We start from the raw sequence: 25,107 nt of genomic DNA, 5'->3' as shown, positions 1-25,107 counted from the left end.
TCCCCCACGAGGTTGCCGCGATGAACGACGACGCTTCTCCCGTGCACGATCCCGCCCGCCGGCGCCTGCTGGGCGCCCTGGGGGCCGCCGGCCTGGCAGGCGTGATGCCACGCGTGCAGGCCAAGCGCTTGCGGCCGCTGGGCGTCGCCCTGGTCGGCCTGGGCTACTACAGCCGCGACCTGCTGGCGCCCGCCCTGCAGGCCACCCAGCACTGCCGCCTGGCCGGCATCGTCACCGGCACGCCGGCGAAGGCGGCGGAGTGGCAGCGGCGATACGGCATCCCCGATCGCAACGTCTACGACTACGCCGGCTTCGACCGCATCGCCGACAACACGGACATCGACGTGGTCTACGTCGTGCTGCCCAACCATCTGCACAAGCCGTTCACCCTGCGTGCGGCCGCCGCGGGCAAGCACGTGTGGTGCGAGAAGCCGATGGCGATGGATGCGGCCGAAGCGCACGCGATGATCGACGCCTGCCGGCGGCACCGCGTGCAGCTGGCGATCGGCTACCGCATGCAGCACGAACCCAACACGCAGGCGGTGATGGCGCTGGCGGAGTCCCGGCCCTTCGGCCGCCTCAGGCATATTCGCGCCGAGGCCGGTTTCCACGGGTTCGAGGGCGCCAGCGGCGACAACTGGCGCCTGGATCCGGAGCGCGGTGGCGGCGCGATGTACGACATGGGCGTCTACGCACTCAATGCCGCGCGCTACACCACCGGTGCCGAGCCGGTCGCGGTCACCGCGACCTCGTCGGTGGAACGTCCGGAGATCTTCCGCGGCGTCGACGAGACGATGCGCTTCCGCCTGGAGTTCCCGGATGGCGTCATCGCCGACGGCGTCACCAGCTTCGGCCGCAACCTCAACCTGCTGCGCGCCGAGTGCGAGCAAGGCTGGTACGAACTGTCGCCGTTCCAGGCGTACGAAGGCGTGCGTGGCCAGGCCAGCGACGGGCGCCGCTTCGATGCGATGATCGGCGCCACGCCCGCGCAGCAGGCGCGGCAGATGGATGCCGATGCGCTGGCCATCATGGAACGTCGTCCGCCGCGCGTGCCCGGCGAGGAGGGCTGGCGCGACATGCTTGCCCTGGATGCGATCTTTGCGTCCGCGCGCGCTGGCGGCAGGCGGGTGGAGATCGCAGCCCCTTGAATCCGGTCAGCCGGGGATGAACGGGAACACGATCTTCAGCAGGCCCTTCAGCCCGCCTTCGGCGGTACTCGTGACGGCTTTCGCGCCCAGGCTGTTGAGTGCGTTGCGCGCGTCCTGCCAGCGCAGCCGGGTGATGTCCTTCTTCAGCAGGTCGGCCACTTCTTCGGCCGTGGGGGTCAGCTTCTTCAGTTCCGCCACGACGGCCGCAGGATCCGTCTGCAGGTAGCCCCAGCGCTCGGCGATGGCCAGCAGGGTGTCGAAACGCACCGCGACGACCTCGCGGTTGCGCTCGTACACCGGCAGCGCGCCCACGTCGAGGATGGCCTGTTCGAACTGCTGGTGGTCGTCCGGATGCTCGATGCGGATGGCGAGGAAGCCGTCCTTGCGGCTGCGTTCGCTGACATGCTTCGCGCCGGCCTTCAGGTTGGCCTCGGTCAGCACGGTCGCCACGATCCGCTGCAGGGCCGCGTCGCGTTCTTCCGGCACCAGTGCCCGCCAGCGGGCATAGCCGTCGCGACGCAGCGCCTTGACCTTGGCCGGCGTCACGCGCAGCTTGCCGGCGACGGTGAAGTTGGATTCGTCGCGGCCGATGGCGCCATCGCGTTCCAGCAGGACGAAGATCAGCAACTCCAGGTCGCGCTTGGTCAGCGACTGGAAGCCCTGCAGCAGGGTCAGGCGCAGGAACTCGTTGCCGAAGCCGGCGGGGTCCTTGAGAGAGAGGGGATTCATGACGCTCCTTCGCTGTCGGGCCACTATGTCCTGGCCGGATTGCAGGGACTGAGACTAACCCATCGCATGCCATGGGTGCCGGCGCGACAGGTGCTGCGCGGCGCAGGATCGCGTAGGGTACGCCAGCCCCACCCACCGGATTCCCCCATGCTGCTCGTACGCTGCGCCCTGTTGCTCGTTCCCTTGCTGGCTACCACCGGCGCCCGGGCCCAGACGCAGGCGCCCGCGGTGGATCCGGATTACATCGCCCCGGCGGCATCGCTGCCGCCCGAGCGCGTGCAGGGGCTGCAGCAGCGCCTGCTCGACTGGCCGGGCCTGGCGCGCTATCGGGAAGACAACGCGCGCCTGCCCGCGCACGAAGCGGGCCGCGTGGTGTTCTACGGGGATTCCATCACCGACGGCTGGGGGCGCGTGGCGGACACGACGTTCTTCCCGGGCAAGCCGTACGTCAACCGCGGCATCTCCGGGCAGACGACTGCGCAAATGCTGGTGCGCTTGCGCCAGGACGTGATCGCGCTGCACCCGGAGGTGGTGGTGATCCTGGCCGGAACCAACGACATCGCCGGGAATACGGGACCAGCCACGCAGCGCATGATCGAGGACAACCTGCGCTCGATGGTGCAGCTGGCGCAGGCCAACGGCATCCGCGTGGTGCTGGCCTCCGTGCTGCCCGCCAGCGCCTATCCCTGGCGCCCGGGTTACCGGCCGGCCGAGCCGATCAGGGCGCTGAACCGGTGGATCGAGGCCTACGCGCGCGAGTCGGGGGCCGTGCATCTGGACTACCACCGCGCCATGGCCAACGCCGAAGGCGGGCTGGATGCCCGGCTGGCCGCGGACGGTGTGCATCCCACGCCGGCCGGCTACGCGGTGATGGCGCCGCTGGCCCAGCAGGCCATCGAGGACGCGCTGGGCCGCAAGTGAGCCGCCGCGGCGTCACTGCCCGGTTTCGCGCCCGGGCAGTTCCACACGGAAGGCTTCGATGGCGCCACGGTCCTGCAGGGTGACGAACAGCGTGCGCCCGTCGGGACCGCCGAAGGCGACATTCGTCGGCTTGCGTCCCTTGAGCCTCACTTCGCGCAGCAGCTCGCCCTGCGGGGACACCACCGCCACCGTGCCGGCCCCGTACCGGGCGATGTAGAGATTGCCCCGCACGTCGGTGCGCATGCCGTCCAGGCCATGGTCGGGAAAGGCGATCAGCAGGCGCTTGCCGGACAGCTCGCCGCTGGCGTCCAGGTCGTAGGCCCACACGCGCCGCTGCACGCTTTCGTTGACGTACAGCACGTCGCCCCGGGGGCCGACCTCCACGCCGTTGGTGGTGCCCATGCCGGTTTCCAGCAGGGCGGCCCTCCCGTAGGGCAGGATCCGCCACAGCTGGCCGGTGCCCGTGCGCCAGTCCGGGTCGCTGGCGTAGAACATCCCGTTCGGCGCGAAGGCGAGGTCGTTGGGCTGGTGCGCGCCGGACAGGGTGGCGAACACGCCCACCGAGCGGTCGCGCGGATCGATGCGAAGGATCCGGTGGCCGGTGTAGTCGGCCACGTACATGAAGCCGTCGGCATCGAAGCGGATGCCGTTGCCGGTGCTGCCTTCCGGCAGCGTGATGAAACGTTCCGCGCGTGCCCTGCCACCCGCATCGAAGGTCACCCGCCCGATGCCGCCGCGGCCCAGGCCCACCGCATACAGCGCACCGTCCGGGCCGAAGGCCGGGCCCTCGATGCCTTCACCGAACACGCCGTCGCCGACGACATCGTGCGCGACGTACAGCGCTTCGGCCGCCGCGCCGGCGCCGGCGGGCGCGTCCATGTGGGCGCAGCCGGCCAGCAGCGCGGCAAGCAACACCGCCGCCATGCGTATGGAGCCAGGTGACGTCATCCGTTTCCCCCCGGTGGCATGCAGTGGGTCTGTGCGTGTCAGCCCGGCGTGGCGAACACGGTGATCTCTTCGCGGTCGTGGTACAGCTGGCGCGCGCGGATCTCCAGCGGCCTGCCGGCCTGGTCCGCGAACAGGTCCAGGCACAGCCTGGTCTCGTCCCAGCGCTTCTTCATCGGCAACTTGAGGTTGAACACGGCGTGCCGGCACCAGCCCTCGCGGAACCACTGCGCCATGCGCTCGGCGACGCGCCGTGGCTGTTCGACCATGTCGCAGACCATCCAGTCCAGCGGTTGCGGGGGCTTCCAGTGGAAGCCGTCTGCGCGAAGGTGCTCGACCAGGCCCGTGGCCAGCACGTGCTCGCGCAAGGGGCCGTTGTCGACGCTGGTCACGCGCAGGTGGTGGCGGGTGAGCACCCAGGTCCAGCCGCCGGGTGCGGCGCCCAGGTCGGCGGCGGTCATGCCGGGCTTCAACAGTGCCTCGCGCTGGCGCTCGTCCAGCAGCGACAGGAAGGCTTCTTCCAGCTTCAGCGCCGAGCGCGATGGCGCATCCGGCAGCAGCTTCAGGCGCGGGATGCCGAGCGGCCACGGCGCGCTGTCGCGGGCATCGGCCACGCACAGGAACAGGTGGTCGCCCTGCACGAACACCACGTGCAGGCGCGGCAGGCGCGCATCGTCCTTTTCGGTGAGGAATCCGGCCTTGCGCAGCGCCGGACGCAGCGCGTTGCCGAAACTGCGCGCCAGTCCCGCCAGCGGCTTGGCGCTGTCCGAGTCCGGATGCTCCACCCACAGGTCGCCATAGCGTCCGCCGCCGGCCAGGGCGGCGAGAATGGGCGTGATGCGGTCCCTGGGGTCGATGCCGCGCAGCTCGGCCAGCAGCCGCAGTTTCTGCCGCGCGAAGATCAGCTGGCGCCAGGGCAGGGCGCGGTCCAGCGCCTGCGCTTGCTCGCACACGAACACCACATGGCCATCGTTGCGCTGCGCGCGCGCGTAGCCGGCGAACCCGGCCAGCGCGGCGCGCTCGGTCAGTTCGGCGGCAAGTTCGGGTTCGAATCCCTGGCGGCAATAGGCCAGCAGGCCGGTCGTCGATGACATGGCGCGGTCGCGTGAAGCGGATGGCTGCGGCTCCTGCCGCGCCCACAGGGTACAGGAGAAGCCGGGTGCAGGGCTTCCCCGCGCCCGGCTCAATACGTGTCGCCGCCCGATTCGCCGTAGTGGCGCAGCACGGCGCGCGCGTCGTCGCGACGCAGGTCGCGCACCACCTCGATGCCACGCCGGTTGAGCTCCCCGATCCAGTCGGCCGGCAACGGGCCTTCGTCGAACTCGGTCAGCTCCATCACGTCCTCGGCACGCGCGCCGATCAGCAGCCGGTCGATGCCCGCCCACACGGTGGCGCCGTAGCACTGGCAGCACGGCTGCGAGGACGTGGCCAGGACCACCGGCGCCATGCGTTCGTTGAGCCGCGGCGTCTGCAGGCGCTGCTGCGCCAGCATGTAGGCCATGGTCTCGGCGTGCGCCAGCGAGCAGGTGTGCGGCATCACCCGGTTCACCCCGAGGCTGAGGACGCGATGGTCCGGTCCGAACACCACCGCGCCGAACGGTCCACCGGAGTTCGCCTCGACGTTGCGGCGCGACAGCTCGATGGCCAGGGCGACCTTGTCCTCGTCGCTCGCGTACGTCGCCGCGGGATCGACCAGGTCGTGGGTCCAGGCGGGCAGGGTCAGGTGGATCTGTTGGTAGAGCATCAGCGGGCAGGCAATGTCGAAGGAGGAGGGGCGGATTCGCAGCGGCCACTGACGCACTGGCAGGCGGTCACCTCGGCGAAACCGCAGACGCTCATGCGGCCGCTGGCGGCGCATTGCGCCTGCACGCCCTGCGGGTCGGTGGGGCTGTCCTTGTTGACGCAGGCGGGCATCGCGCCGCAGCAGTTGCCCACGTTCTTCACCGCGCAGTCGGCGCTGGTCCTGCAGGCGTAGTCCACGGTGACGGCGCCGGCTTCGCGCGCGGGCAGGTTGCCGCCGGTCGGCTTGGGCGGCGGCGTCGATGCGGGGGGCGGGTCGGCGGCCACGCCGTCGGAGGAAGCCGGCGCCGCGCAGCCCGACAGCGCGAACAGCAACAGGCAGGACAGCAGGGCAGGCCACAGATGCAGTGCGATGCGGGGCATGGCGGACTCCTTCCTCGGTGGTGGTGCGCGCCAGCCTGCCTTTCGCCGCTTCAAGACGCGGTGAAAGGCGCCGGCATCAGGCCCGGGTCGCCCAGGTGTCGCGCAGGGTGACGCTGCGGTTGAACACCGGACGTTGCGGCGTGTGGTCGTAGCGGTCGGCCACGAAGTAGCCGGTACGCTCGAACTGGAACGACTGCTCGGGTGCCGCGCTGGCGGCCGCCGGCTCCACGTAGCCGGTGACCGTGCGCCGCGAGTCCGGGTTCATGTAGTCGCGGTAGGTCTTGCCTTCCGATTCGTCATCGGGGTTCGGTACGGTGAACAGGCGGTCGTACAGGCGGATTTCCGCCGCGACGGCGTGGGTGGCGCTGACCCAGTGGATGGTGCCCTTGATCTTGCGTTCGGCGCCGGCCATGCCCGGGCGCGATTCCGGGTCCAGCCAGCCGCGCAGTTCGATGATGTCGCCGGCCTGGTTCTTGACCACTTCATCGCAGCGCACGATGCCGGCGCCGCGCAGGCGCACTTCGCCACCGGTGGTCAGGCGCTTGAAGCCCTTAGGCGGCACTTCCTCGAAATCCTCGCGCTCGATCCACAGCTCGCGCGAGAACGGCACGCTGCGCTGGCCGAAGGACTCGTCCTTGGGGTGGTTCGGGAACGTCAGTGTTTCCTCGTGGCCTTCGGGCAGGTTGGCCAGCACCAGCTTCACCGGGTCGATCACGGCCATGCGGCGCGGCGCGGCCGCATCCAGGTCCTCGCGCAGCGCGCCTTCCAGGATGCCGATGTCCAGCAGCGAGTTCTGCTTGCTGATGCCCACGCGGTCCACCATCAGGCGCAGCGCGGCCGGCGTGTAGCCGCGGCGGCGGATGCCCTGCAGCGTGGGCATGCGCGGATCGTCCCAGCCGTCGACCAGGTGGTCGTTGACCATCGCCAGCAGCTTGCGCTTGCTCATCACCAGGTAGTTGAAGTTCAGGCGCGAGAACTCGATCTGGCGCGGCTTGCTGGCCTCCTTCGGCAGGCCCTTGGCCAGCAGCGGCGCGATCAGCTCCGGGCAGCCGGCCAGGTCCACCTTGTCCACGCACCAGTCGTACAGCGGCCGGTGGTCCTCGAACTCCAGCGTGCACAGCGAATGGGTGATGCCTTCCACCGCGTCGCTCAGCGAATGCGCGTAGTCGTACATCGGATAGATCGGCCAGTCGTTGCCGGTATTCTGGTGCTCGACGTGCTTGATGCGGTACAGCGCGGGATCGCGCAGGTTGATGTTGCCGCTGGCCATGTCGATCTTCGCGCGCAGCGTGCGCGCGCCATCCGGGAACTCGCCCGCGCGCATGCGGCGGAACAGGTCCAGGTTCTCTTCCACGCTGCGGCCACGGTACGGCGAGTCGCGGCCGGGCTCGGTCAGGGTGCCGCGGTACGCACGCACCTCGTCCGCGCTCAGGTCGCAGACGAAGGCATCGCCCTGGCGGATCAGTTTCTCGGCGGCCAGGTACAGCACCTCGAAATAGTCCGAGGCGTGGCGCAGGTCGTGCCAGTCGAAGCCCAGCCAGCGCACGTCGTCCTGGATGGCGCGCACGTACTCGGGGTCTTCCTTGGCGGGGTTGGTGTCGTCCAGGCGCAGGTTGCAGACGCCCCCGAACTCGGCGGCAATGCCGAAGTCCAGGCAGATGGCCTTGGCGTGGCCGATGTGCAGGTATCCGTTGGGCTCGGGCGGGAAACGCGTCTTCACCGCGGCGTGGCGGCCGCTGGCCAGGTCCTCGCGCACGATCTGGCGGATGAAGTCCCGCTTTTCGGGGGCGGCATCGTCCGGAAGGGCGGCAGGATGGGCGGCGTCGTTGGACATCGGGAAGGCGGCAGGCTCGGGAAAACGCAAGTTTAGCCCGTCCGGCGCCCGGGCTGGTCTATCCTGAACGGCCCTCGCGCCTCGGTCCCGCCCATGAGCCTTCCCGTCCTGGTCATCGGCAACAAGAACTACTCGTCCTGGTCGCTGCGCCCCTGGCTGCTGCTCAGCCATTTCGGCGTGGCCTTCGAGGAAGTCCGCCTGCCGCTGGATACCCCGCAGTTCGCCGCGGAAGTCGGGCGCCATTCTCCTACCGGCAAGGTGCCCGCCCTGCGCGATGGCGATGTGCATGTCTGGGATTCGCTGGCGATCTGCGAATACGCCAACGAGCGCTGGCTGGACGGCCAGGGCTGGCCGCGCGACCGCGCTGCGCGTGCGGTCGCGCGCGCAGCGGCGGCGGAGATGCATTCGGGGTTCGCGGCCCTGCGCACGCAGCTGCCGATGAACAGCCGGCGCACGCCGGATGCCTACCGCTGGGACGCCGCTGCGCAGCGCGACATCGACCGCATCCAGGCGCTGTGGCGCGCGCTGCGCGCGGCGCATGGCGGGGGTGGGGCGTTCCTGTTCGGCGGATTCGGCATTGTCGATGCGATGTACGCGCCGGTGGCGGTGCGCTTCGCGGGTTATGGCGTGGACGTGGACGAGACGGCGCACCGTTACATGCAGGCGCTGTTCGCGCTGCCGGCGATGCAGGCATGGCGCGCCGCGGCGGCGATCGAGCCTGAATCGGTGCCGGCCACGGAGGCCTTGCGCACGCCCTTGCCCGGCTGAGCGGGTGTAGGCTGGCCTTGGAGGATGCATCCATGCGCGTGGTCTATCTGGCCGACAACCTGTTCGACGCCCATCTGGTGAAGCACGCACTGGAGCAAGCGGAGGTCCCGGCCTTCGTGTTCGGCGAGTCGCTGCTGGGCGGCATGGGCGAACTGCCGCTGTTCGGCGTGCTGCGCGTCTGCGTACCGGACACGGCGTTCCCGCAGGCGCAGGACGTGGTGCAGGGTCTGGGGCTGGAATCCGGCGGCGAAGGCCCCATCTTGGAAGGCGACGACGAAGGCCTGGGCATCCTGCCGGCCTGATCCGCTTTCCCCCGACACACGAGGTTGGCCATGCTGGGTATCGGAGCCTACAAGCAGCGCATGCCGCGCGCGGAAGACATGCTGCCGGGACGCAGCACGCCGTTGCCGCTGCACAACATCCACTTCGTCAACGGACGCCCGCTGCGCGATGCGTTCGACGGCCTGCAGCAGGTCGAGTTCGGCCTGGGCTGCTTCTGGGGCGCGGAACGCAAGTTCTGGACGCTGCCCGGCGTGTACACCACGGCGGTCGGCTATGCCGGCGGCGGTACCCCGAATGCCACCTACGAAGAGGTCTGCTCGGGCCAGACCGGCCACAACGAAGTGGTGCGCGTGGTGTACGACCCCGCGCAGGTGTCGTTCGAGCGACTGCTGCAGGTGTTCTGGGAAAGTCACGACCCCACCCAGGGCATGCGCCAGGGCAACGACGTGGGCACCCAGTACCGCTCCGGCATCTATTGCCACACGCCGGAACAGCGTGCCGCGGCCGAAGCCAGCCTGGAGGCCTACCAGCACACGCTGCGCGCCGCCGGCTACGGCGACATCACCACCGAAATCGTCCATCCGGCGCCGCCGTTCTACTACGCCGAGGACTACCACCAGCAGTATCTGGCCAAGAATCCGAATGGCTATTGCGGGCTGGGCGGCACCGGCGTGAGCTGTCCCATCGGGCTGGGCGTCTGATCCCACGCCCGGCCGGCTTCACGGCAGGTGTTCGCACCAGTACTGCAGTTCGCTGCTCTTGGTGGGTTCGTAGACGGCATGGAAGCCGGTGAAACCGCGTCCTTCCTGCGTTCCGGCGAACGGGGGCGAATGCGTGGCCGCATGGATCAGCACGGGCTGGCCGGTGGCCATGCCGTAGACATACACCTTGACGGCCTTGCCGGTGGTGGCGCGGTCCACGTAGACCGGCTTGAACTCGAAGTAGCGCCCGATCTTGCTGCCGGTGGCCCGGTACGGATCGTCGGTCGGCGCCGCGTCGACGGTGAAGTGCTCGCCCCCGTAGATGATGTGGCAGCGCACGCTGGCGGCCTGGGCCTGCATGGCCAGCGGCGCCAGGGCGAGGAGGGTCAGCACGCGCCTTGCCTTCATGTCATTCGCCCGAGCATTGGTTGACGGCCTTGCGGTCGGGGCTGGCGCAGGGACTGCGGGCGCTCGGGTCCGGATGCGGCACGCCGTTGGCGTCGAGCCTCGCCACGTGCGTGCGCCAGTCCAGCACGCCGGTGCGGTCCACCCTGGCCGACAGCACCCAGCCGGTGGTCGTCGCCGGCGTGTCGAATCCGTTGAACAGGAAGTTGCCCAGGCTGTAGATGATGGGCTTGCCGCGGTAGTACTCGGCGCCCTGGGTGACGTGCGGATGGCCCCCCACCACCAGGTCGGCGCCGGCGTCGATCATCCGCCGGGCCAAGGCGCGCAAGCGCGGACTGGGGTCGGGTTCGTCCTCCCAGCCCCAATGCATGAAGGGGATGACGATGTCCGCGCGATGCACGCGCCGCGCGGCGACGATGTCCTCGATCACGTCGTCGTCCTCGCCGCTCCAGGCCACGCCGGGCCGGCTGGCATCGGCTTCGAAGGAGCGGGGCTTGAATTCCACATAGCCCAGCAGCGCGATGCGCACGCCGTTGCGCTCGACGATCCAGGGCGCATGCGCTGCGGTGGCGTCGCGACCGCCGCCGAAATAGGGCAGGCCGGCCCTGTCCATCAGTTCCAGCTGCTCGGCGAATGCGGCCTTGCCGAAATCGCCGGAGTGGTTGTTGGCCAGCGACACGGCGTCGAAATGCCGCTTCAGGACCGGCAGCGTGCGTGGATCGGCGCGGAACGTGTACGGTTTTCCTTCCGCCGTGCCCGTGGTCGCGACCACGCACTCCAGATTGCCTATCCGCACGTCGTGCGAGGACAGCAGCGAGGCGAAGGGCTGGAAGGGGTCCTCGCCGCGTGCGATCAGCTGGCCGGGCGTTTCCGCCACCATGATGTCGCCGACGAAGATCAGGCGGGCATCGCCCGATGACGCATGGGCCATCGGGGATGCGGCGAGGAGGGCGGACGACAGCAGGAGGGCGCGCATGCGCCCGATCATCCCGTGTCCCGCGCGCGGGCGCCAGCCCCGTCCGCGCCGGGAAGGGGGTGGCGTCAGGCGGACAGCTTCTCGCGGACGGTGGCGCGCAGCGCGGCCAGGTCCTTGGCGAAGGTCTCGATGCCGGTGGCCAGCTTTTCCTTCGCCATCGGGTCGGCCTGCAGCGCGGCGCCGAAGCTGTCCGCGGTGACCGCCTGGGCGTTCACCGGCTGCGCTTCGATGGGCGACAGCCTGCGCGGCAGCGGACCACGGTCCTGGTCCAGCGTCTCCAGCAGGTCCGGCGAAATCGTCAGGCGGTCGCAACCGGCCAGCGCCTCGATCTGCGCGGTGGAGCGGAACGAAGCGCCCATCACCACCGTCGGCGAGCCGCGGCGCTTGAACTCGGCGTACACGCCGCGCACGAACACCACGCCCGGATCCTCGTCGATGTGCGCCGGGGCCTGCCCGTTGGCCACGTACCAGTCCAGGATGCGGCCCACGAACGGCGAGATCAGGAATGCGCCGGCCTCGGCGCAGGCGATGGCCTGGGTGGGGTTGAAGATCAGGGTGAGATTGCAGTCGATGCCTTCGGCCTGCAGCTGGCGCGCGGCCTCCACGCCCTCCCAGGTGGATGCGACCTTGATGAGGATGCGCTCGCGGTCGATGCCGTGGTCGGCATACATCTGCACGAACTTGCGCGCCTTGGCGATGGTGGCGCCGGTGTCGTAGGCCTGGTCGGCGTCCACCTCGGTGGAGACGCGGCCGGGAATCAGGCCGGCCAGCCTGGCGCCCACGCCGACGGTCAGGCGGTCCACGACCTCGTCCACCAGCCCGCCGCCGCCGCCCTGCGCACGCGCCCAGGCCAGCTGCTCTTCGATCAGGTCCGCATACACCGGCAGGTCCAGCGCCTTCTTCACCAGGGTGGGATTGGTGGTGCAGTCCACCGGCTTGAGGCGCTTGATGGCGTCGTAATCGCCGGTGTCGGCGACGACCACGGACAGGTCGCGGAGCTGCTGCAGCTTGGAGGGGGCGGTGTCGGTCATGGGCGGTCGATGGGGTGGGGGAATCGGGGCGACAAGTATGCCCTGTCCCGCAGGGGCGGGCCGGCTGCGGGAGCGTACTTTTCGTGGATTGAGGCGATAACGCGGCCGCGGATCAGCGGTGCAGGTCGCCGCTGGCTTCGGGCTGGTAGTCGATCGCGGTGACCCGCAGGCGCAACGGCCGGTTGCCGGACGCCTGCCAGTCGATCGTCTGCCCCACCGACAGCCCCAGCAGCGCGCTGCCGACCGGCGCCAGCACGGAGACCTGTCCGGTCTCGACGTTCGCTTCGTGGGGGTATACCAGGGTGAGGCGGTGGTGTTCGCCGGTGAGTTCGTCTTCGCACTCGACGCGCGAATGCATCGTCACCACGTTGCCGGGCATGTCCTCCGGCGTGCGCACGTCGGCGCGGTTCAGTTCGTCCATCAGCGCCAGCGCGGCAGGGTGCCGGCGCAGCACGGGGGTGTCCAGCAGGGCTTCCAGGCGGGACAGGTCGCGGCTGGAGACGACGAGCGGGGGCAGCGACGGCGGCAGGCCGCTGGTGCGGGTGTTGTTCATGGGCAAATTCTCTGCAGTTCTGGAGGTTTTGGGATCGCGCAAAAGGAAACGGGCGGCGCGTCGCCGCGCCGCCCATCGGAGTCCTGTTTTGCGTGCCTACCGTAGCCCGGAAGGCGGCAGGGTTCAAGCCGCCTGCGGAGGCGTCGGCGCAGGCGCGGCGAGGTCGGCGGTTGGCGCGTCCGGCTGGAACAGCGCAGGCGGCAGTTCGCGGAACACCTGGGCGAGCTGCTGCAGGAATCCGCTCATCGCCGAACTCTTGCGCCACACCATGGCGATACGGCGGCTGGGGTGCGAATCGCTGAAGCCGAGCAGGTGGATGTTCTGCGAGTGCGCCACGGGCGGCTTCACCGCCAGCGTCGGCAGCAGGGTGATGCCCACGTCCGCCGCCACCATCTGGCGCAGCGTTTCCAGGCTGGTGGCACGGAACTCGGATTTCTCGTTGGCGCCGGACAGGCGGCATACGTCCAGCGCCTGTTCGCGCAGGCAATGGCCGTCTTCCAGCAGCAGCAGTTGCTGTTGCGACAACTCGGCCAGCGTCAGCGACCCACGCTGCGCCAGCGGATGCGATTCGGGCACGGCCAGCACGAAGGGCTCCTCGAACAGGAATTCCGTGTGCAGCTGGTCGTCCGTCACCGGCAACGCCAGCAGGCCGGCATCCAGCCTGCCCTCGCGCAGCCGCGACAGCAGCACATCGCTCTTCTCCTCGACCAGCAGCAGTTCCAGGTGCGGGAAGCGCGCGCGGATGCGCGGCACCACGTGCGGCAGCAGGTACGGGCCCAGGGTCGGGAACAGGCCCAGCCGCACCGTGCCGGCTTCGGGGTCCTGGCTGCGGCGGGCGGCTTCCTTCATCTGCTCCACCTCGGCCACGATGCGGCGCGCGCGATCGGCGGCATCGCGGCCGGCGGGCGTCAGCATGACCTTGCGCGGCGCGCGCTCCACCAGCGGCACGCCCAGTTCGTCCTCCAGCTTCTTGATCTGGGTGGAAAGCGTGGGCTGGCTGACATAGCACGCGGCGGCGGCGCGCCCGAAATGCTTGTGGTCGGCCAGGGCCACCAGGTACTTCAGGTCGCGCAGATTCATCGGAAGCCTCCTTCAAGGAGCGCGGAGCGGCGCGGGCGCACCGCCCGCGCGATGCATCATGCCGCCACGGCGTCCGCGGTTTCCACCGGGGCGGAACTGCGGATCAGGTGGTCGAACGCGCTGAGTGCGGCCTTGGAGCCCTCGCCCATGGCGATCACGATCTGCTTGTACGGCACGGTGGTCGCATCGCCGGCGGCGAACACGCCCGGCACGCTGGTCTGGCCGCGGTCGTCGATGATGATCTCACCGCGCGGGCTCAGTTCCACCACGCCCTTCAGCCACTCGGTGTTGGGCAGCAGGCCGATCTGCACGAAGATGCCCTCCAGTTCCACGCGATGCGTATCGCCGCCCACGCGGTCCTTGTAGACCAGTCCGGTGACCTTGCCGCCGTCGCCCAGCACCTCGGTGGTCTGGGCGCTGGTGATCACGCGCACGTTGGGCAGGCTGTGCAGCTTGCGCTGCAGCACCTCGTCGGCGCGCAGTTTGCCGTCGAACTCGATCAGGGTGACCTGGGCCACGATGCCGGCCAGGTCGATGGCCGCCTCCACGCCGGAATTGCCGCCGCCGATCACCGCCACGCGCTTGCCCTTGAACAGCGGGCCGTCGCAGTGCGGACAGTAGGCCACGCCCTTGTTGCGGTATTCGCTCTCGCCCGGCACGTTCATCTGCCGCCAGCGCGCGCCGGTGGACAGGACAACGGTCTTGGACTTCAGCGATGCGCCGTTGGCCAGGTGGATCTCGACCAGGCCATCGGCGCCTGCCGGTACCAGCTTCTCCGCGCGCTGCAGGTTCATCACGTCGACCTGGTAGTCCTTGACGTGCTGTTCCAGCGCCGCGGCCAGCTTCGGGCCTTCGGTGTACGGCACGGAGATGAAGTTCTCGATGGCCATCGTGTCCAGCACCTGGCCGCCGAAGCGCTCGGCCGCCACGCCGGTGCGGATGCCCTTGCGCGCGGCGTAGATCGCGGCCGCCGCGCCGGCGGGGCCGCCACCGACGACCAGCACGTCGTACGGCGCCTTGGCCTTGATCTTCTCGGCCTCGCGCTTGCCTGCATTTGTGTCCAGCCTGGCGACGATCTCTTCCACGCCCATGCGGCCGGCACCGAACACCTGTCCGTTGAGGAAGATGGTCGGCACCGACATCACTTCGCGCTGCTCGACTTCCTGCTGGAACAGCGCGCCGTCGATGGCGACGTGCTGGATGGCCGGGTTCAGTACCGCCATCAGGTTCAGCGCCTGCACCACGTCCGGGCAGTTCTGGCACGACAGCGAGAAATAGGTTTCGAAGCGGTATTCGCCGTCCAGCGAGCGGATCTGTTCGATCACGTCCTGGGCCAGCTTGGACGGATGGCCTCCGACCTGCAGCAGCGCCAGCACCAGCGAAGTGAATTCGTGGCCCATCGGCAGGCCGGCGAAGGCCAGATGGATGTCGTGGCCCGGCGAGGTCAGCGAGAACGAGGGCGTGCGTTCGCCGCCGCGCTGCTCGGTGACGCTGATCCTGTCCGACACCTCCTTCAGGTCGCTCAGCAGGGACTGCAGCTCCGCGGAGGCGTCGCTGTCGTCCAGGTGCGCGGTGATGTGGATGGGGCGCACGGCCTTTTCGAGGTAGGCCTTCAGCTGCGTCTTCAGATTGGCGTCCAGCATGGCGAACGTCTCCGTGGAGGAATCGGGGGATGGGTCAGGCGTTTGCAGGAGCGGCATGCGCCGGGGGAGGGAGCCGGCCAGGGAGGAGGAACCGGCAAGCGGCACATGCCGCTGCTGCAAACGTCCGTCGGGGGGCCGACCTCCGGGCGCGTGGCCCGGAGGTGGCAGGGTGCGGATGGCACGGTATCGCGGTGGCGCATCCACGCCGGGATGCGCCGGTGCTGCGGTGAGGCTTAGATCTTGCCGACCAGGTCCAGCGACGGCGCGATGGTCTTGGCGCCTTCCTTCCACTTGGCCGGGCAGACCTGGCCGGGGTTGGCGGCGGTGAACTGCGCGGCCTTCAGCTTGCGCAGGGTTTCCGACACGTCACGGGCGATCTCGTTGCTGTGGATCTCGGCGGTCTTGATGACGCCTTCGGGGTTGATGACGAAGGTGCCGCGCAGGGCCAGGCCTTCTTCTTCGATGTGCACGCCGAAGGCGCGGGTCAGCTGGTGGGTCGGGTCGCCGACCAGCGGGAACTGGGCCTTGCCCACCGCCGGGGAGGTTTCGTGCCACACCTTGTGCGAGAAGTGCGTGTCGGTGGTGACGATGTAGACCTCGGCGCCGGCCTTCTGGAACTCGGCGTAGTTGGCGGCGGCGTCCTCCACTTCGGTCGGGCAGTTGAAGGTGAAGGCGGCCGGCATGAAGATCAGGACCGACCACTTGCCCTTCAGGGTGCCGTCGGTGACTTCGACGAATTCGCCGTTGTGGAACGCAGTGGCCTTGAACGGCTGGACCGGGGTGTTGATCAGGGACATCGGAGATCCTCGTGTGGAGTGGGATGGGTGTGGTGAAGCGATGGCGCAATGGTAGGCAGGGTCTATTGATATCTCAAATCGATTGATGGAATTGGATCAATAGAACATGACTATCGATCAGTGAGGAGGTGCGCGTCGATGCGGTGAAGCCATGCCTCGACGCTCAACCTGTGGCCCAACCTGCTGTTTTTCAAGCGATTAGCGTTCCAGGCCATGCCGGACGACCGGGGGAGACCGACACGCCAGGCCCGAGGCGGTCGCGTGGCCAAGGTCCTCGCCAGCAGCATGTCCACGCCACGGGCGCCCCGCGCCATTGAGCACCCCGATGGTGCGGCGCGGCGATACGGGGGCGTCGGTGACGCCTGCGGCCGGTACCATGCCTGCGATGACCGCCCACCTGCCCACCGCCCGCATCGACTCTGCCCTGCGCGCCGCCGCGACACGCCTGCCGGGGCCGGAGGCGCGCCACGAGGCGGAACACCTGCTGCTGCATGCGTTAGGGCGCGACCGCGCCTGGCTGTTCGCGCACGGCGACGCGGGCCTGACGCAGGCCGAGGCGGCAGCGTTCGAAGCCCTGCTGAAGCGCCGCTTGGCCGGGGAGCCGGTGGCCTACCTGACCGGCCATCGGGGCTTCTGGACCCTGGACCTGAAGGTGTCGCCCGCCACGCTGATTCCCCGTCCGGAGACCGAACGCCTGGTCGAGCTGGCGCTGGAGCGCCTGCCTCCAGACAGACCCGTGCGTATCGCCGACCTGGGCACCGGCAGCGGCGCGATCGCGCTGGCGCTGGCGAGCGAGCGGCCACAGGCATGGGTGGTGGCCACCGATGCGAGCGCGGAGGCCCTGGCCGTCGCGCGAGCCAATGCCCTGGCCAACGACCTGGCCCACGTGGACTTCCGCCAGGGCCATTGGTGGACGCCGCTGGCGGGCCAGCGCTTCCACCTGGTCGCCAGCAATCCGCCCTATATCGCCGATGGCGACGCGCACCTTGCACGGGGCGACCTGCGCTTCGAGCCGGCGACGGCCCTGGCGTCCGGTACGGACGGCCTGGATGCCATCCGCGAGATCATCGGCGGGGCGCCGGACTTCCTCCTCCCCGGCGGCTGGCTGCTGCTGGAGCATGGCTGGGACCAGGGCGCCGCCATCCGCGCCCTGATGGCGCAGGCGGACTTCGTGGATGTGGCGACGGAAGTCGACCTGGAGGCGCGCGACCGCGTGACCCTGGGACGGCTGGCGCAAGTGCAGGACGCGAGCCGCTAGACTGTCGCTTTCATCCAGGACGGGCCGCCCATGCGCACGCTGTACCCCGATATCGAACCCTTCGACACCGGCACGCTGAAGGTCGATGACCGCCACACGCTGTACTACGAGCAGTGCGGCAATCCGCAGGGCAAGCCCGTGGTGCTGCTGCACGGCGGGCCGGGCGCGGGATGCAGCCCGAAGATGCGGCGCTTCCACGATCCGGCCAGGTACCGCATCGTGCTGTTCGACCAACGCGGCTCCGGCCGCTCCACACCGCATGCCGACCTGGTGGACAACACCACCTGGGACCTGGTGGCGGACATCGAGAAGCTGCGCCAGGCGCTGGGCATCGACCGCTGGCAGGTGTTCGGCGGCAGCTGGGGCTCCACGCTGGCGCTGGCCTATGCCGAAACCCATCCGCAGCGCGTCACCGAACTGGTGCTGCGCGGCATCTTCATGCTGCGCCGCTGGGAACTGGAGTGGTTCTACCAGGAGGGCGCCAGCCGGCTGTTCCCGGACGCCTGGGAGCACTACATCACCGCGATCCCGCCGGTGGAGCGCCACGACCTGATCTCGGCCTTCCACCGCCGCCTGACCTCCGAGGACAAGGCCACGCGCCTGGCCGCCGCCAAGGCGTGGAGCGTGTGGGAAGGCGCCACCAGCTTCCTGCACGTGGACGCCGACTTCGTCAGCGGCCACGAAGAGCCCGAGTTCGCGCTGGCCTTCGCGCGGATCGAGAACCACTACTTCGTCAACGGCGGCTTCTTCGAAGTGGAAGACCAACTGCTGCGGGACGCACCGCGCATCGCCGATATCCCGGGTGTCATCGTGCACGGTCGCTACGACGTGGTATGCCCGATCGCCAACGCGTGGGAGCTGCACAAGGCCTGGCCGAAGGCGAAGCTGGAGATCACCCCGGCGTCGGGCCATTCGGCGTTCGAAGCCGAGAACATCGACGCCCTGGTGCGCGCGACGGACGCGTTTGCCTGACGCCTGCGCACCGCCGAAGGGCATGGCCCTGGGTCGATCGCGTGCCACCGCCTCCGCCCTCGACCCGCGCATGGGTACCGTGCACCGCACGTTCCCGGCACCGCAAAGCCACGGCATGACGCGGCGTCATGGTGCCGTGGCGGCCGCGTGGTTGTGGCAGCGCGCACCCGCCTTCTTCGACCGGCGCCTGCGCTGAGCGGGCCCTACGGCGACGCGCGCTCCGGCGCGGCCACGTCGACCTGCATGCGGCGGTAGACGCGCTGCAGGCGCGCGCTGCCCCCGGGCAGGCGATCGCCCTCGATGGTGATGTCGATGCGCAGCGCGCCGGAGGCCGCATCGGGCAGCGCGTAACGGTACGTCGCGCGGCGCCCGTCGGGGATATCCAACTGCAGCGTCAGCCGGCCGCCGTCATCGCGCAGCGTCGCGCGCGTGCCGTCGGCGAAATCGAGCGTGCCCGACAACGGCACGATCACCACCTCGCTGCCGTCCGAGGTCCCGAACACCACCGCTTCGCGCATCCGTTGCAGCACCAGCACGGCATCCTCCGGTGCGGCGAAGGCGCCTTGCGTGGGCAGCAGGCCCTTCAAGCTGGGACGGCCACCGCCGGGACGGGCGCCTCCCGGGGGAGGGCCCATGGGCCTGCCTCCCGCACCGCCGGGCGGCGGGCCCATGGAGCCGTCGCCACGGCCGGAAGGCGGTCCGCCGGCACCACCCGGGCCGCCGCGTCCTGGGCCTGGACCCCGCTTGGGGCGCGCATCCACGGGCATGGCCCGCTCGGCCTCCTGCAGCAGTTGCAGGTTCGTCTCCACGTCGGGTTGCCACTCACCGGAGGGGTCCTGCGGGGTGGCCTGAGCCAGCACAGGCAGGACGGTGGCGATCAGGGCCGCCAGAAGGCAGGTAGTCGGACGCACGTCGGAAGCTCATGAGGGGATCGCACGCGGAACGTTCCGGGCGGCGGCGGGATGACGCGCGCGCGGGTGTCGTTGCCCGGCATTCAGGCGGGAACCGGGGTGCGTGTCCGGTGCGCGCGTGCGCAGGCGAACGCGATGCTGGAGTTCTCCGGGGCCTTCGGCAAAGCCGCCACGCCGCATCGTGAAACCGTGGCCCTGCGCCGCGCGGGCGCCGGCGTCGGGCGTCCGGCCGGTTACGCGGTCAGGGCCTGCTGATCCGTCACCGGCGCGGCGTGCCGTCCAGGTTGTGGTCGATCATCCACAGGCCCGCCCAGAGCTTGGCGTCCAGTTGGTAGCCTTCGGCCATCTTCTGCGCCAGCCACGCGGCGGCGCGTGCGCGGGGAATGGCGTGCACGGTGATGTCCTCGTCGCCATCGCCGCCGCCTTCGCCCACCTTGCGCAGGCCGGTCGCGCGGACGAAGGCGATCTTCTCGCTGCTGCTCCCGGACGAAGTGGGACCGATCAGCAGCACTTCCGCGTGAGCGGCCGTCCAGCCCGTCTCTTCCTCCAGTTCGCGGATCGCGGACACTTCGATGGATTCGCCGGCATGGATGTCGCCGACCAGGCCGGCCGGCATTTCGATGGTGCGCGCCTGCAGCGGCACCCTGTACTGCTCGACGAACAGCACGTTGTCTTCCGGCGTCACCGCCACGATGATCGCCGCCAGGCCCCCCGCATGCACGCGCTCCACGTATTCCCACGTGCCGCGCACCATCATGCGTTGGTATTTGCCCTGCCAGACCACTTCGGCGGGCGTGTTTGGCTTGTCGTCGTCGCGTCGGTCCATGCGTCGATGCTATCGGGTGCGGGTGACGTTTTACAGACGATCAGTAAGCCGGATCGTCCAGCCCCGCCACCGCCCGCAGCCGGCGCCGCGTCATCGGGCCCAGCCGCAGCGCATCGGACAGGCCTGCCAGCATGTCGCCGTCGGCCGGGCCGCGTGCGTGGCCGTGGGCGACATCGCCCAGGGGGGCGTCCAGTGCGATGGTGGTCAGTTGCCGCCAGAGCAGGGCGTGTTCGCGCTGTTCGCGCAGGCGCAGGGCCAGGGTGGCGGCGCCGCGCAGGCGCAGGAAGGCGACTTCGTCCACGCGGGCAAGCAGGGTGTCGAGATCGCCGAAGTGCGCCAGCAGGACGGCCGCGGACTTCGCGCCGATGCCGCTGACGCCGGGGATGTTGTCCACGGCATCGCCCGTCAGGGCCAGGTAGTCGGCGATCTGCCGCGCCTCCACGCCATGCCGCGCCTTCACGCCGGCCATGCCCCAGCGCTGGCCGCGCGCGAAATCCCATTGCTCGTCGTGTTCGCCGAGCAATTGCGAGAGATCCTTGTCGGCCGACACGATGACGCCGCGGAACGCATCCGGGCGCGCGGCATGCAGCGCGCTGCCGATCAGGTCGTCGGCTTCGTATTCGCCATGCGCCAGCACGCTCAGCCCCAGCGCGGCGCACAGCGCCTTGCAGTGGGTGAACTGGCGGCGCAGCGCTTCCGGAGCGGGGTCGCGGTTGGCCTTGTAGGCCGGATACAGGCGGTTGCGGAAGCAACTGTCCAGCGCTTCGTCGAAGGCGATGGCGATGTGCGCGGGACGCTCCTTCTCCAGCAGTTCCAGCAGGAAGCGCGCGAAGCCGTGCACCGCGTTGGTGGGCCAACCATCGGCATCCTGGAACTCGTCCGGCATCGAATGCCAGGCGCGGAACACGTACAGGCTGGCGTCGACCAGATAGAGCGGCCGCCCGGGAAACGCCTCAGTCACCGGGCGTCCAGTCCGTGAGCAGCAGGGCCGGATCGGGGCGCTCGCGTTCCGGCGCTTCCATTTTCGGCGTGCCGATATGGATGAAGCCGACAATGCGCTCGTCAGCCGACAGGCCGAGCGTGGCCGCGACCGCGTCGTCGTAGGCCATCCAGCCGGTCAGCCATTGCGCGCCGAAGCCCAGCGCCTGCGCGGCCTGCAGCAGGGCGAAGCAGACGCTGCCGGCGGTCAGCAACTGCTCCTGCTCGGGCACCTTGTGTCCCGGCGTGAGCCGCGCCACCACGGTGATCACCACCGGCGCATGGGCGAAGCGCGCGCGGTCCTTCTCGATGACGGCAGCGGCCGCGTCGGGCTGCAGATGCAAGGTGCGTGCCGCAAGCAGGTCGCCCAGCGCATGGCGGGCCGCTCCCTGCAGGCGGATGAAGCGGAACGGCACCAGCTTGCCGTGGTCCGGCACGCGCACGGCCGAGGCCAGCATGCGCAGCAGCGTGGCGTGGTCCGGGCCGGGCTCGCCGAGTTGCCGGGACGGCACCGAGCGGCGTGTGTCGAGGATGGGCAGGGGATCGGTAAGCGACATGCGTCAAGTTTACCGTGTCACATCTTGTTGCATGGCACTAAAATGCCGAGAGCATCACGGTTGCCCGTGCGGCGGATTTCCTACGATGTCATGGCGGATCCCCGGTCCGCATCCCCCGAACGCCTTTCGCCCTCTCCGGGCGGAGACCCTGCGCATGTCGAACGTCTTCAATATCGCGGACCGCCCCGGGCGCGACACGCGCCTGCTCGATCAGGCGCGCGACGCGGCGGTCCCGCCGCTGGTGGATGCCTTCGCCATGGCGCTGGGCCGGTTCGACGACGCCCTGTTCGACCGCGCCGAGCGCGCGGGCCCTTCGCAGATGGCGTTCCTGGATGCCATGCGCGAACTGCGCCGCCGCCGCGAGGACATCGTGGTGCGCTTCCGCGCCCACCTGCAGCGCGCCTGGAAGGCCCTGCAGGAAGGACAGCCGATGTCGATGGAGACGGCCTTCGCGCACGGTGCGGACGACACCCTGACCCTGGTGACCGACCAGGAGCTGGAATCCCGGCTGGCGGTGCGCAACCTGGCCAGCGTCATCCAGCGCGACTGCAAACCGGTGCTCGCGCGGCTGGACCGCCGGCTCGGCTGGATCGCCGGCGACGTGGCGCTGGACAACGACTTCAATCCCATCGGCCCCGAGCACATCGGCGTGGCGGTCCATCAGGCCTTCTCGGGCTGCGACCTGGCCCCCGAGGTCAGGCTGGTGGTGATCAAGCTGTGCGAACGCGACCTGGTTCCGGCGATCGCCCGGATCTACGCGGCACTCGACCAGCGGCTGGGGGGAGCCACCGCCCCGGATCAGGCACGACGCGCGCCCCGGCCCGAGGCCACGCGCGAACTGGAGGACCTGATCGCCGACGAGGAGCCGGGTGCGCCGGCCTGGGCGGCGCGCTTCCTCAACCGCATGGCCGGCGTGAACCGTGGCCTGCAGGCCGCACATGCCGGCGCGCAGGCCCCCGGCTTCGGCGAGGCCCCGCCCGGCTACGCCGCCGCGCCGGGTGCGCAGAGCGTGCTGCTGGAAGCGCTGCACCACCTGCTGCAGGAGTCGCGCCGCGGCCGTGACGTGCAGGACGAGGCGCCGCGCCCGGCGCATCCGCAGCGCGACCTGTCGCAGCGCGAGATGCTGTCGGTGCTGTCGCTGCTGCAGAGCGCGCCCAGCGCCACGCTGCGCGCCGCCATCGGCGATACCGGCGAATCGCTGTCGCAGCGCCTGAAGAACGAAGTGCTCAGCAGCGCGATGCAGCTGGGCGTGGACCCCGCCACGGCACGCCTGGCGCCGGTCGACGAAGATGCCATCGACCTGGTCGGCATGCTGTTCGACGTGATGCTGGACGAGCGCGACCTGGAGGGTCGTCCACGCGAACTGATCGGCCGCCTGGTGGTGCCGTTCGTCAAGGTGGCGCTGCTGGACCGTCGCATGTTCGTGCAGAAGACCCATCCTGCGCGCCGGCTGTTGAACGTGCTGGCCGAGGCCTGCGAGGGCAACAACGGCGAGAGCGCCGCCGAGCGCACGCTGTTGACCAAGGTCGAGGAGGTCATCGACCGCCTGGTGGCCGAGTTCAACGAGAACCTGGCGATCTTCCTGACGCTGGAAGAGGAGTTCCGCGCGTTCCTGGAGCAGCACCGTCGCCGCATCGAGATCGCCGAGCGCCGTGCCGCCGAGATCCAGCGCGGCCAGGAGCGCCTGGAAGCCGCGCGCACGCGCATGGCCGCCGAGCTGGACGAGCGCTTGGCCGACCGCCGCGTGCCGCAGGCGATCGAGGATTTCCTGCGCCAGCCGTGGGCCCACCACGTCACCATGACGGTGCTGCGCGAGGGCGAGGAGGGCGAGGGCCTGCGCGAATCGCTGGCGCTGGCCGACGGTCTGCTGGAAGAACTGACCGAAGCGCAGCGTCATGTGATCGGCAAGCCGTGGCTGCAGGCCTGGCGGCCTGCGCTGCTGAAGGTGTTCGCCAGTGTCGGCCTGAACCAGGATGCCGCCGGCGGGGCCGTCGACGCGCTGCACGACACGCTGCAGGCCGTGGCCGCGGCGCGTCCGGACCTGGAAAAGGCACTGCCGGAACTGCCCCAGGTGGTGCTGCCCAAGCCGGCCGTGGACGAAGAAGCCACGCCCATCCAACTGGTCGGCGGCGCCGACACGCTCGATTTCGACCACAGCGATGCGGACCACTTCCGCGGCCTGCCCATCGGCACGTGGCTGGATTTCATCGACAAGGACAACAAGGTCCAGGCCGGCAAGCTGTCCTGGGTCAGCCCGATCTCCTCGCGCCTGCTGTTCGTCAACCGGCGCGGCGTGCGCTTCTGCGTGGCCTCGCCGGAGGAACTGGCGGCCATGGTGCGGCTGGGCCGCCTGCGCACGCACCAGAGCGAGGACGCGTTCGACAGCGCGATGCAGGGCGTGATCGAACGCCTCGAGCCCGCGCCCTCGGCGGGCATCCCTTCCTGATCGCGGCAGGCGTCCGCGCGGCCCCGCCGCGCTCTGTTAGCATCGCCGCAGCGATGACCTAACGACGAGGGGCGCCATGGCGGTCGAAGTTCGGGTACTGAAGGAAACCGCGCCCGGCGAGCGCCGGGTGGCCGCCACGCCGGAGACGGTGAAGAAGCTGATCGCCGCCGGTGCGCGCGTCGTCGTCGAGCGTGGCGCGGGCGCAGGGGCCGGCTTCATCGATCAGGCCTACACCGATGCCGGTGCCGCCGTGGACGGTGGCGAAGGGCGTGCGCAGGCCGATGTCCTGCTCTGCGTGCAGTCGCCTCCCGCCGAAGCGATCGCCGGCTTCAAGGCGGGCGCCACGCTGGTCGGCGTGCTCCAGCCCACCGCCGACCCCGCGCGCGCCGAGGCGCTGCAGGCACGCGGCCTGCAGAATTTCCCGCTGGAACGGCTGCCGCGCACCACGCGCGCGCAGGCGATGGACGTGCTGAGTTCGCAGGCGGGCATGGCCGGCTACAAGGCGGTGCTGATCGCGGCGCAGCTTGCCCCGCGCTTCTTCCCCATGCTGACCACGGCCGCCGGCACCATCCGGCCGTCCAAGGTGCTGATCGTCGGCGCGGGCGTGGCCGGGCTGCAGGGCGTGGCCACGGCCAAGCGCCTGGGGGCGCAGGTGGAAGGTTTCGACGTGCGACCGGAAACGCGCGAGCAGATCGAGTCGCTGGGCGGCAGGTTCCTGGACCTGGGCGTCAGTGCGGCCGGCGAGGGCGGCTACGCGCGCGCGCTGACCGACGACGAACGCGCCCTGCAGCAGCAGCGCCTGGCCGATCACCTGAAGGGCATCGACGTGGTGGTGTGCACCGCGGCGGTCCCCGGCCGGCCGGCCCCGCGGATCATCACCGCGGCGATGGTGGCGGGCATGAGGCCGGGCAGCGTCATCGTGGACCTGGCGGCGGAAACCGGCGGCAACTGCGAGCTCACCCGCCCCGGCGAGACCTACGACGTACAGGGCGTGACCATCGCCGGGCCGCTGAACCTGGCCAGCCTGGGTGCGGTGCACGCCAGCGAGATGTACGCCCGCAACGTGCTCAACTTCGTGTCCCTGTTCGTCAGGGACGGCGCGCTGCAGTTCGACTGGAACGACGAGCTGCTGGCCAGGACGGTGTGGCCGGAACGCTCCGACGCACCGGCGCAGGCGGCCTGA

27 protein-coding genes are annotated in these 25,107 nt (G+C 70.0%); 10 read left to right on the top strand and 17 right to left on the bottom strand.

All coding sequences use genetic code 11. The annotated features are described in order from the left end of the window. Positions 1-20 precede the first annotated feature (20 nt). Positions 21-1,148, top strand: coding sequence for a Gfo/Idh/MocA family oxidoreductase (locus MUU77_RS14255; protein ID WP_245088166.1), 1,128 nt, complete (start codon positions 21-23; stop codon positions 1,146-1,148). 6 nt (positions 1,149-1,154) lie between these two features. On the opposite strand, the gene MUU77_RS14250 is transcribed toward MUU77_RS14255, so the two are convergent. Further along, positions 1,155-1,877 carry a hypothetical protein gene (locus MUU77_RS14250; RefSeq protein WP_245088163.1) on the bottom strand — a complete coding sequence of 241 codons (723 nt, stop codon included), beginning with the start codon at positions 1,875-1,877 and terminating at the stop codon, positions 1,155-1,157. Between the two features lie 147 nt (positions 1,878-2,024). Between MUU77_RS14250 and MUU77_RS14245 the strand changes: the two genes are divergently transcribed. Then, entirely contained in the window at positions 2,025-2,798 is a 774-nt protein-coding gene (locus MUU77_RS14245) for an SGNH/GDSL hydrolase family protein (protein ID WP_245088160.1), read from the top strand. 12 nt (positions 2,799-2,810) lie between these two features. On the opposite strand, the gene MUU77_RS14240 is transcribed toward MUU77_RS14245, so the two are convergent. The 5 genes from MUU77_RS14240 to MUU77_RS14220 form a co-directional block, all read right to left on the bottom strand. Beyond that, positions 2,811-3,677: an SMP-30/gluconolactonase/LRE family protein gene (locus MUU77_RS14240; protein ID WP_245094514.1), complete on the bottom strand. Its 867-nt coding sequence runs from the start codon at positions 3,675-3,677 to the stop codon at positions 2,811-2,813. 107 nt (positions 3,678-3,784) lie between these two features. Continuing rightward, the gene (rlmM, locus tag MUU77_RS14235; RefSeq protein ID WP_245088157.1) at positions 3,785-4,837 is read right to left on the bottom strand and encodes a 23S rRNA (cytidine(2498)-2'-O)-methyltransferase RlmM; all 1,053 of its coding nucleotides are present in this window, start codon (positions 4,835-4,837) and stop codon (positions 3,785-3,787) included. An 89-nt stretch (positions 4,838-4,926) separates the two neighbouring features. Next, complete coding sequence (locus MUU77_RS14230; RefSeq protein WP_245088154.1) at positions 4,927-5,487, bottom strand: nucleoside deaminase; 561 nt, start codon at positions 5,485-5,487, stop codon at positions 4,927-4,929. Next, complete coding sequence (locus MUU77_RS14225; RefSeq protein ID WP_245088151.1) at positions 5,487-5,906, bottom strand: hypothetical protein; 420 nt, start codon at positions 5,904-5,906, stop codon at positions 5,487-5,489. The genes MUU77_RS14230 and MUU77_RS14225 overlap by 1 nt, the downstream gene beginning before the upstream one ends. A gap of 76 nt (positions 5,907-5,982) precedes the next feature. Next, on the bottom strand, positions 5,983-7,740 hold the full coding sequence (locus MUU77_RS14220; RefSeq protein ID WP_245088148.1) for a glutamine--tRNA ligase/YqeY domain fusion protein: 1,758 nt from the start codon (positions 7,738-7,740) through the stop codon (positions 5,983-5,985). Between the two features lie 93 nt (positions 7,741-7,833). Between MUU77_RS14220 and MUU77_RS14215 the strand changes: the two genes are divergently transcribed. Genes MUU77_RS14215 through msrA form a run of 3 tightly spaced genes read left to right on the top strand, consistent with a single transcriptional unit; the run spans position 7,834 to position 9,491 of the window. Further along, the gene (locus MUU77_RS14215; RefSeq protein WP_245088145.1) at positions 7,834-8,508 is read left to right on the top strand and encodes a glutathione S-transferase; all 675 of its coding nucleotides are present in this window, start codon (positions 7,834-7,836) and stop codon (positions 8,506-8,508) included. Between the two features lie 32 nt (positions 8,509-8,540). Continuing rightward, on the top strand, positions 8,541-8,810 hold the full coding sequence (locus MUU77_RS14210) for a DUF2007 domain-containing protein (RefSeq protein ID WP_245088142.1): 270 nt from the start codon (positions 8,541-8,543) through the stop codon (positions 8,808-8,810). A gap of 30 nt (positions 8,811-8,840) precedes the next feature. Beyond that, positions 8,841-9,491: a peptide-methionine (S)-S-oxide reductase MsrA gene (gene msrA / locus MUU77_RS14205; protein WP_245088139.1), complete on the top strand. Its 651-nt coding sequence runs from the start codon at positions 8,841-8,843 to the stop codon at positions 9,489-9,491. Between the two features lie 18 nt (positions 9,492-9,509). On the opposite strand, the gene MUU77_RS14200 is transcribed toward msrA, so the two are convergent. The 7 genes from MUU77_RS14200 to ahpC form a co-directional block, all read right to left on the bottom strand. Beyond that, entirely contained in the window at positions 9,510-9,899 is a 390-nt protein-coding gene (locus MUU77_RS14200; protein ID WP_245088137.1) for a hypothetical protein, read from the bottom strand. 1 nt (position 9,900) lies between these two features. Next, positions 9,901-10,872, bottom strand: a complete 972-nt coding sequence (locus tag MUU77_RS14195) for a CapA family protein (protein WP_245088134.1) — start codon at positions 10,870-10,872, stop codon at positions 9,901-9,903. Positions 10,873-10,937: 65 nt separating this feature from the next. After that, a complete protein-coding gene (locus MUU77_RS14190) occupies positions 10,938-11,903 on the bottom strand; it encodes a transaldolase (protein ID WP_245088131.1) in 966 nt (321 codons plus the stop codon). 112 nt (positions 11,904-12,015) lie between these two features. Further along, complete coding sequence (gene rnk / locus MUU77_RS14185) at positions 12,016-12,456, bottom strand: nucleoside diphosphate kinase regulator (protein WP_245088129.1); 441 nt, start codon at positions 12,454-12,456, stop codon at positions 12,016-12,018. Positions 12,457-12,579: 123 nt separating this feature from the next. Beyond that, positions 12,580-13,536 carry a DNA-binding transcriptional regulator OxyR gene (gene oxyR, locus MUU77_RS14180; protein WP_245088126.1) on the bottom strand — a complete coding sequence of 319 codons (957 nt, stop codon included), beginning with the start codon at positions 13,534-13,536 and terminating at the stop codon, positions 12,580-12,582. A 56-nt stretch (positions 13,537-13,592) separates the two neighbouring features. Beyond that, positions 13,593-15,179 carry an alkyl hydroperoxide reductase subunit F gene (gene ahpF / locus MUU77_RS14175; RefSeq protein WP_245088123.1) on the bottom strand — a complete coding sequence of 529 codons (1,587 nt, stop codon included), beginning with the start codon at positions 15,177-15,179 and terminating at the stop codon, positions 13,593-13,595. A gap of 233 nt (positions 15,180-15,412) precedes the next feature. Then, positions 15,413-15,976 (bottom strand): alkyl hydroperoxide reductase subunit C, encoded by a 564-nt coding sequence (ahpC, locus tag MUU77_RS14170; protein WP_245088120.1) that lies wholly within the window; start codon positions 15,974-15,976, stop codon positions 15,413-15,415. Positions 15,977-16,361: 385 nt separating this feature from the next. On the opposite strand from ahpC, the gene prmC reads away from it, so the two are divergent. Genes prmC through MUU77_RS14155 form a run of 3 tightly spaced genes read left to right on the top strand, consistent with a single transcriptional unit; the run spans position 16,362 to position 18,402 of the window. Beyond that, positions 16,362-17,234 (top strand): peptide chain release factor N(5)-glutamine methyltransferase, encoded by an 873-nt coding sequence (prmC, locus tag MUU77_RS14165; protein ID WP_245088118.1) that lies wholly within the window; start codon positions 16,362-16,364, stop codon positions 17,232-17,234. 30 nt (positions 17,235-17,264) lie between these two features. After that, the gene (gene pip / locus MUU77_RS14160) at positions 17,265-18,206 is read left to right on the top strand and encodes a prolyl aminopeptidase (RefSeq protein WP_245088115.1); all 942 of its coding nucleotides are present in this window, start codon (positions 17,265-17,267) and stop codon (positions 18,204-18,206) included. 22 nt (positions 18,207-18,228) lie between these two features. Beyond that, a complete protein-coding gene (locus tag MUU77_RS14155; protein ID WP_245088112.1) occupies positions 18,229-18,402 on the top strand; it encodes a hypothetical protein in 174 nt (57 codons plus the stop codon). 7 nt (positions 18,403-18,409) lie between these two features. Here MUU77_RS14155 and MUU77_RS14150 read toward each other — a convergent pair whose 3' ends face one another. The 4 genes from MUU77_RS14150 to MUU77_RS14135 all read right to left on the bottom strand — a co-directional run bounded on the left by MUU77_RS14150 (position 18,410) and on the right by MUU77_RS14135 (position 21,478). After that, the gene (locus MUU77_RS14150) at positions 18,410-18,841 is read right to left on the bottom strand and encodes a hypothetical protein (RefSeq protein ID WP_245088109.1); all 432 of its coding nucleotides are present in this window, start codon (positions 18,839-18,841) and stop codon (positions 18,410-18,412) included. Positions 18,842-19,376: 535 nt separating this feature from the next. Continuing rightward, entirely contained in the window at positions 19,377-19,943 is a 567-nt protein-coding gene (locus MUU77_RS14145; RefSeq protein WP_245088106.1) for an NUDIX hydrolase, read from the bottom strand. A 40-nt stretch (positions 19,944-19,983) separates the two neighbouring features. Continuing rightward, complete coding sequence (locus tag MUU77_RS14140; RefSeq protein ID WP_245094511.1) at positions 19,984-20,829, bottom strand: 5'-3' exonuclease H3TH domain-containing protein; 846 nt, start codon at positions 20,827-20,829, stop codon at positions 19,984-19,986. 67 nt (positions 20,830-20,896) lie between these two features. After that, positions 20,897-21,478 (bottom strand): nitroreductase, encoded by a 582-nt coding sequence (locus MUU77_RS14135; protein WP_245088103.1) that lies wholly within the window; start codon positions 21,476-21,478, stop codon positions 20,897-20,899. A gap of 154 nt (positions 21,479-21,632) precedes the next feature. Between MUU77_RS14135 and MUU77_RS14130 the strand changes: the two genes are divergently transcribed. Both MUU77_RS14130 and MUU77_RS14125 read left to right on the top strand, forming a co-directional pair. Further along, the gene (locus MUU77_RS14130; RefSeq protein WP_245088100.1) at positions 21,633-23,924 is read left to right on the top strand and encodes a DUF1631 domain-containing protein; all 2,292 of its coding nucleotides are present in this window, start codon (positions 21,633-21,635) and stop codon (positions 23,922-23,924) included. Positions 23,925-24,000: 76 nt separating this feature from the next. Next, positions 24,001-25,107, top strand: coding sequence for an NAD(P) transhydrogenase subunit alpha (locus MUU77_RS14125; RefSeq protein WP_245088097.1), 1,107 nt, complete (start codon positions 24,001-24,003; stop codon positions 25,105-25,107).

The organism is Pseudoxanthomonas sp. F37 (genome assembly GCF_022965755.1).
Taxonomy (GTDB): Bacteria; Pseudomonadota; Gammaproteobacteria; order Xanthomonadales; family Xanthomonadaceae; genus Pseudoxanthomonas_A.
The sequence above is the reverse complement of the archived record's forward strand: the minus strand, read 5'-3'. Positions and strand labels throughout refer to the sequence as shown.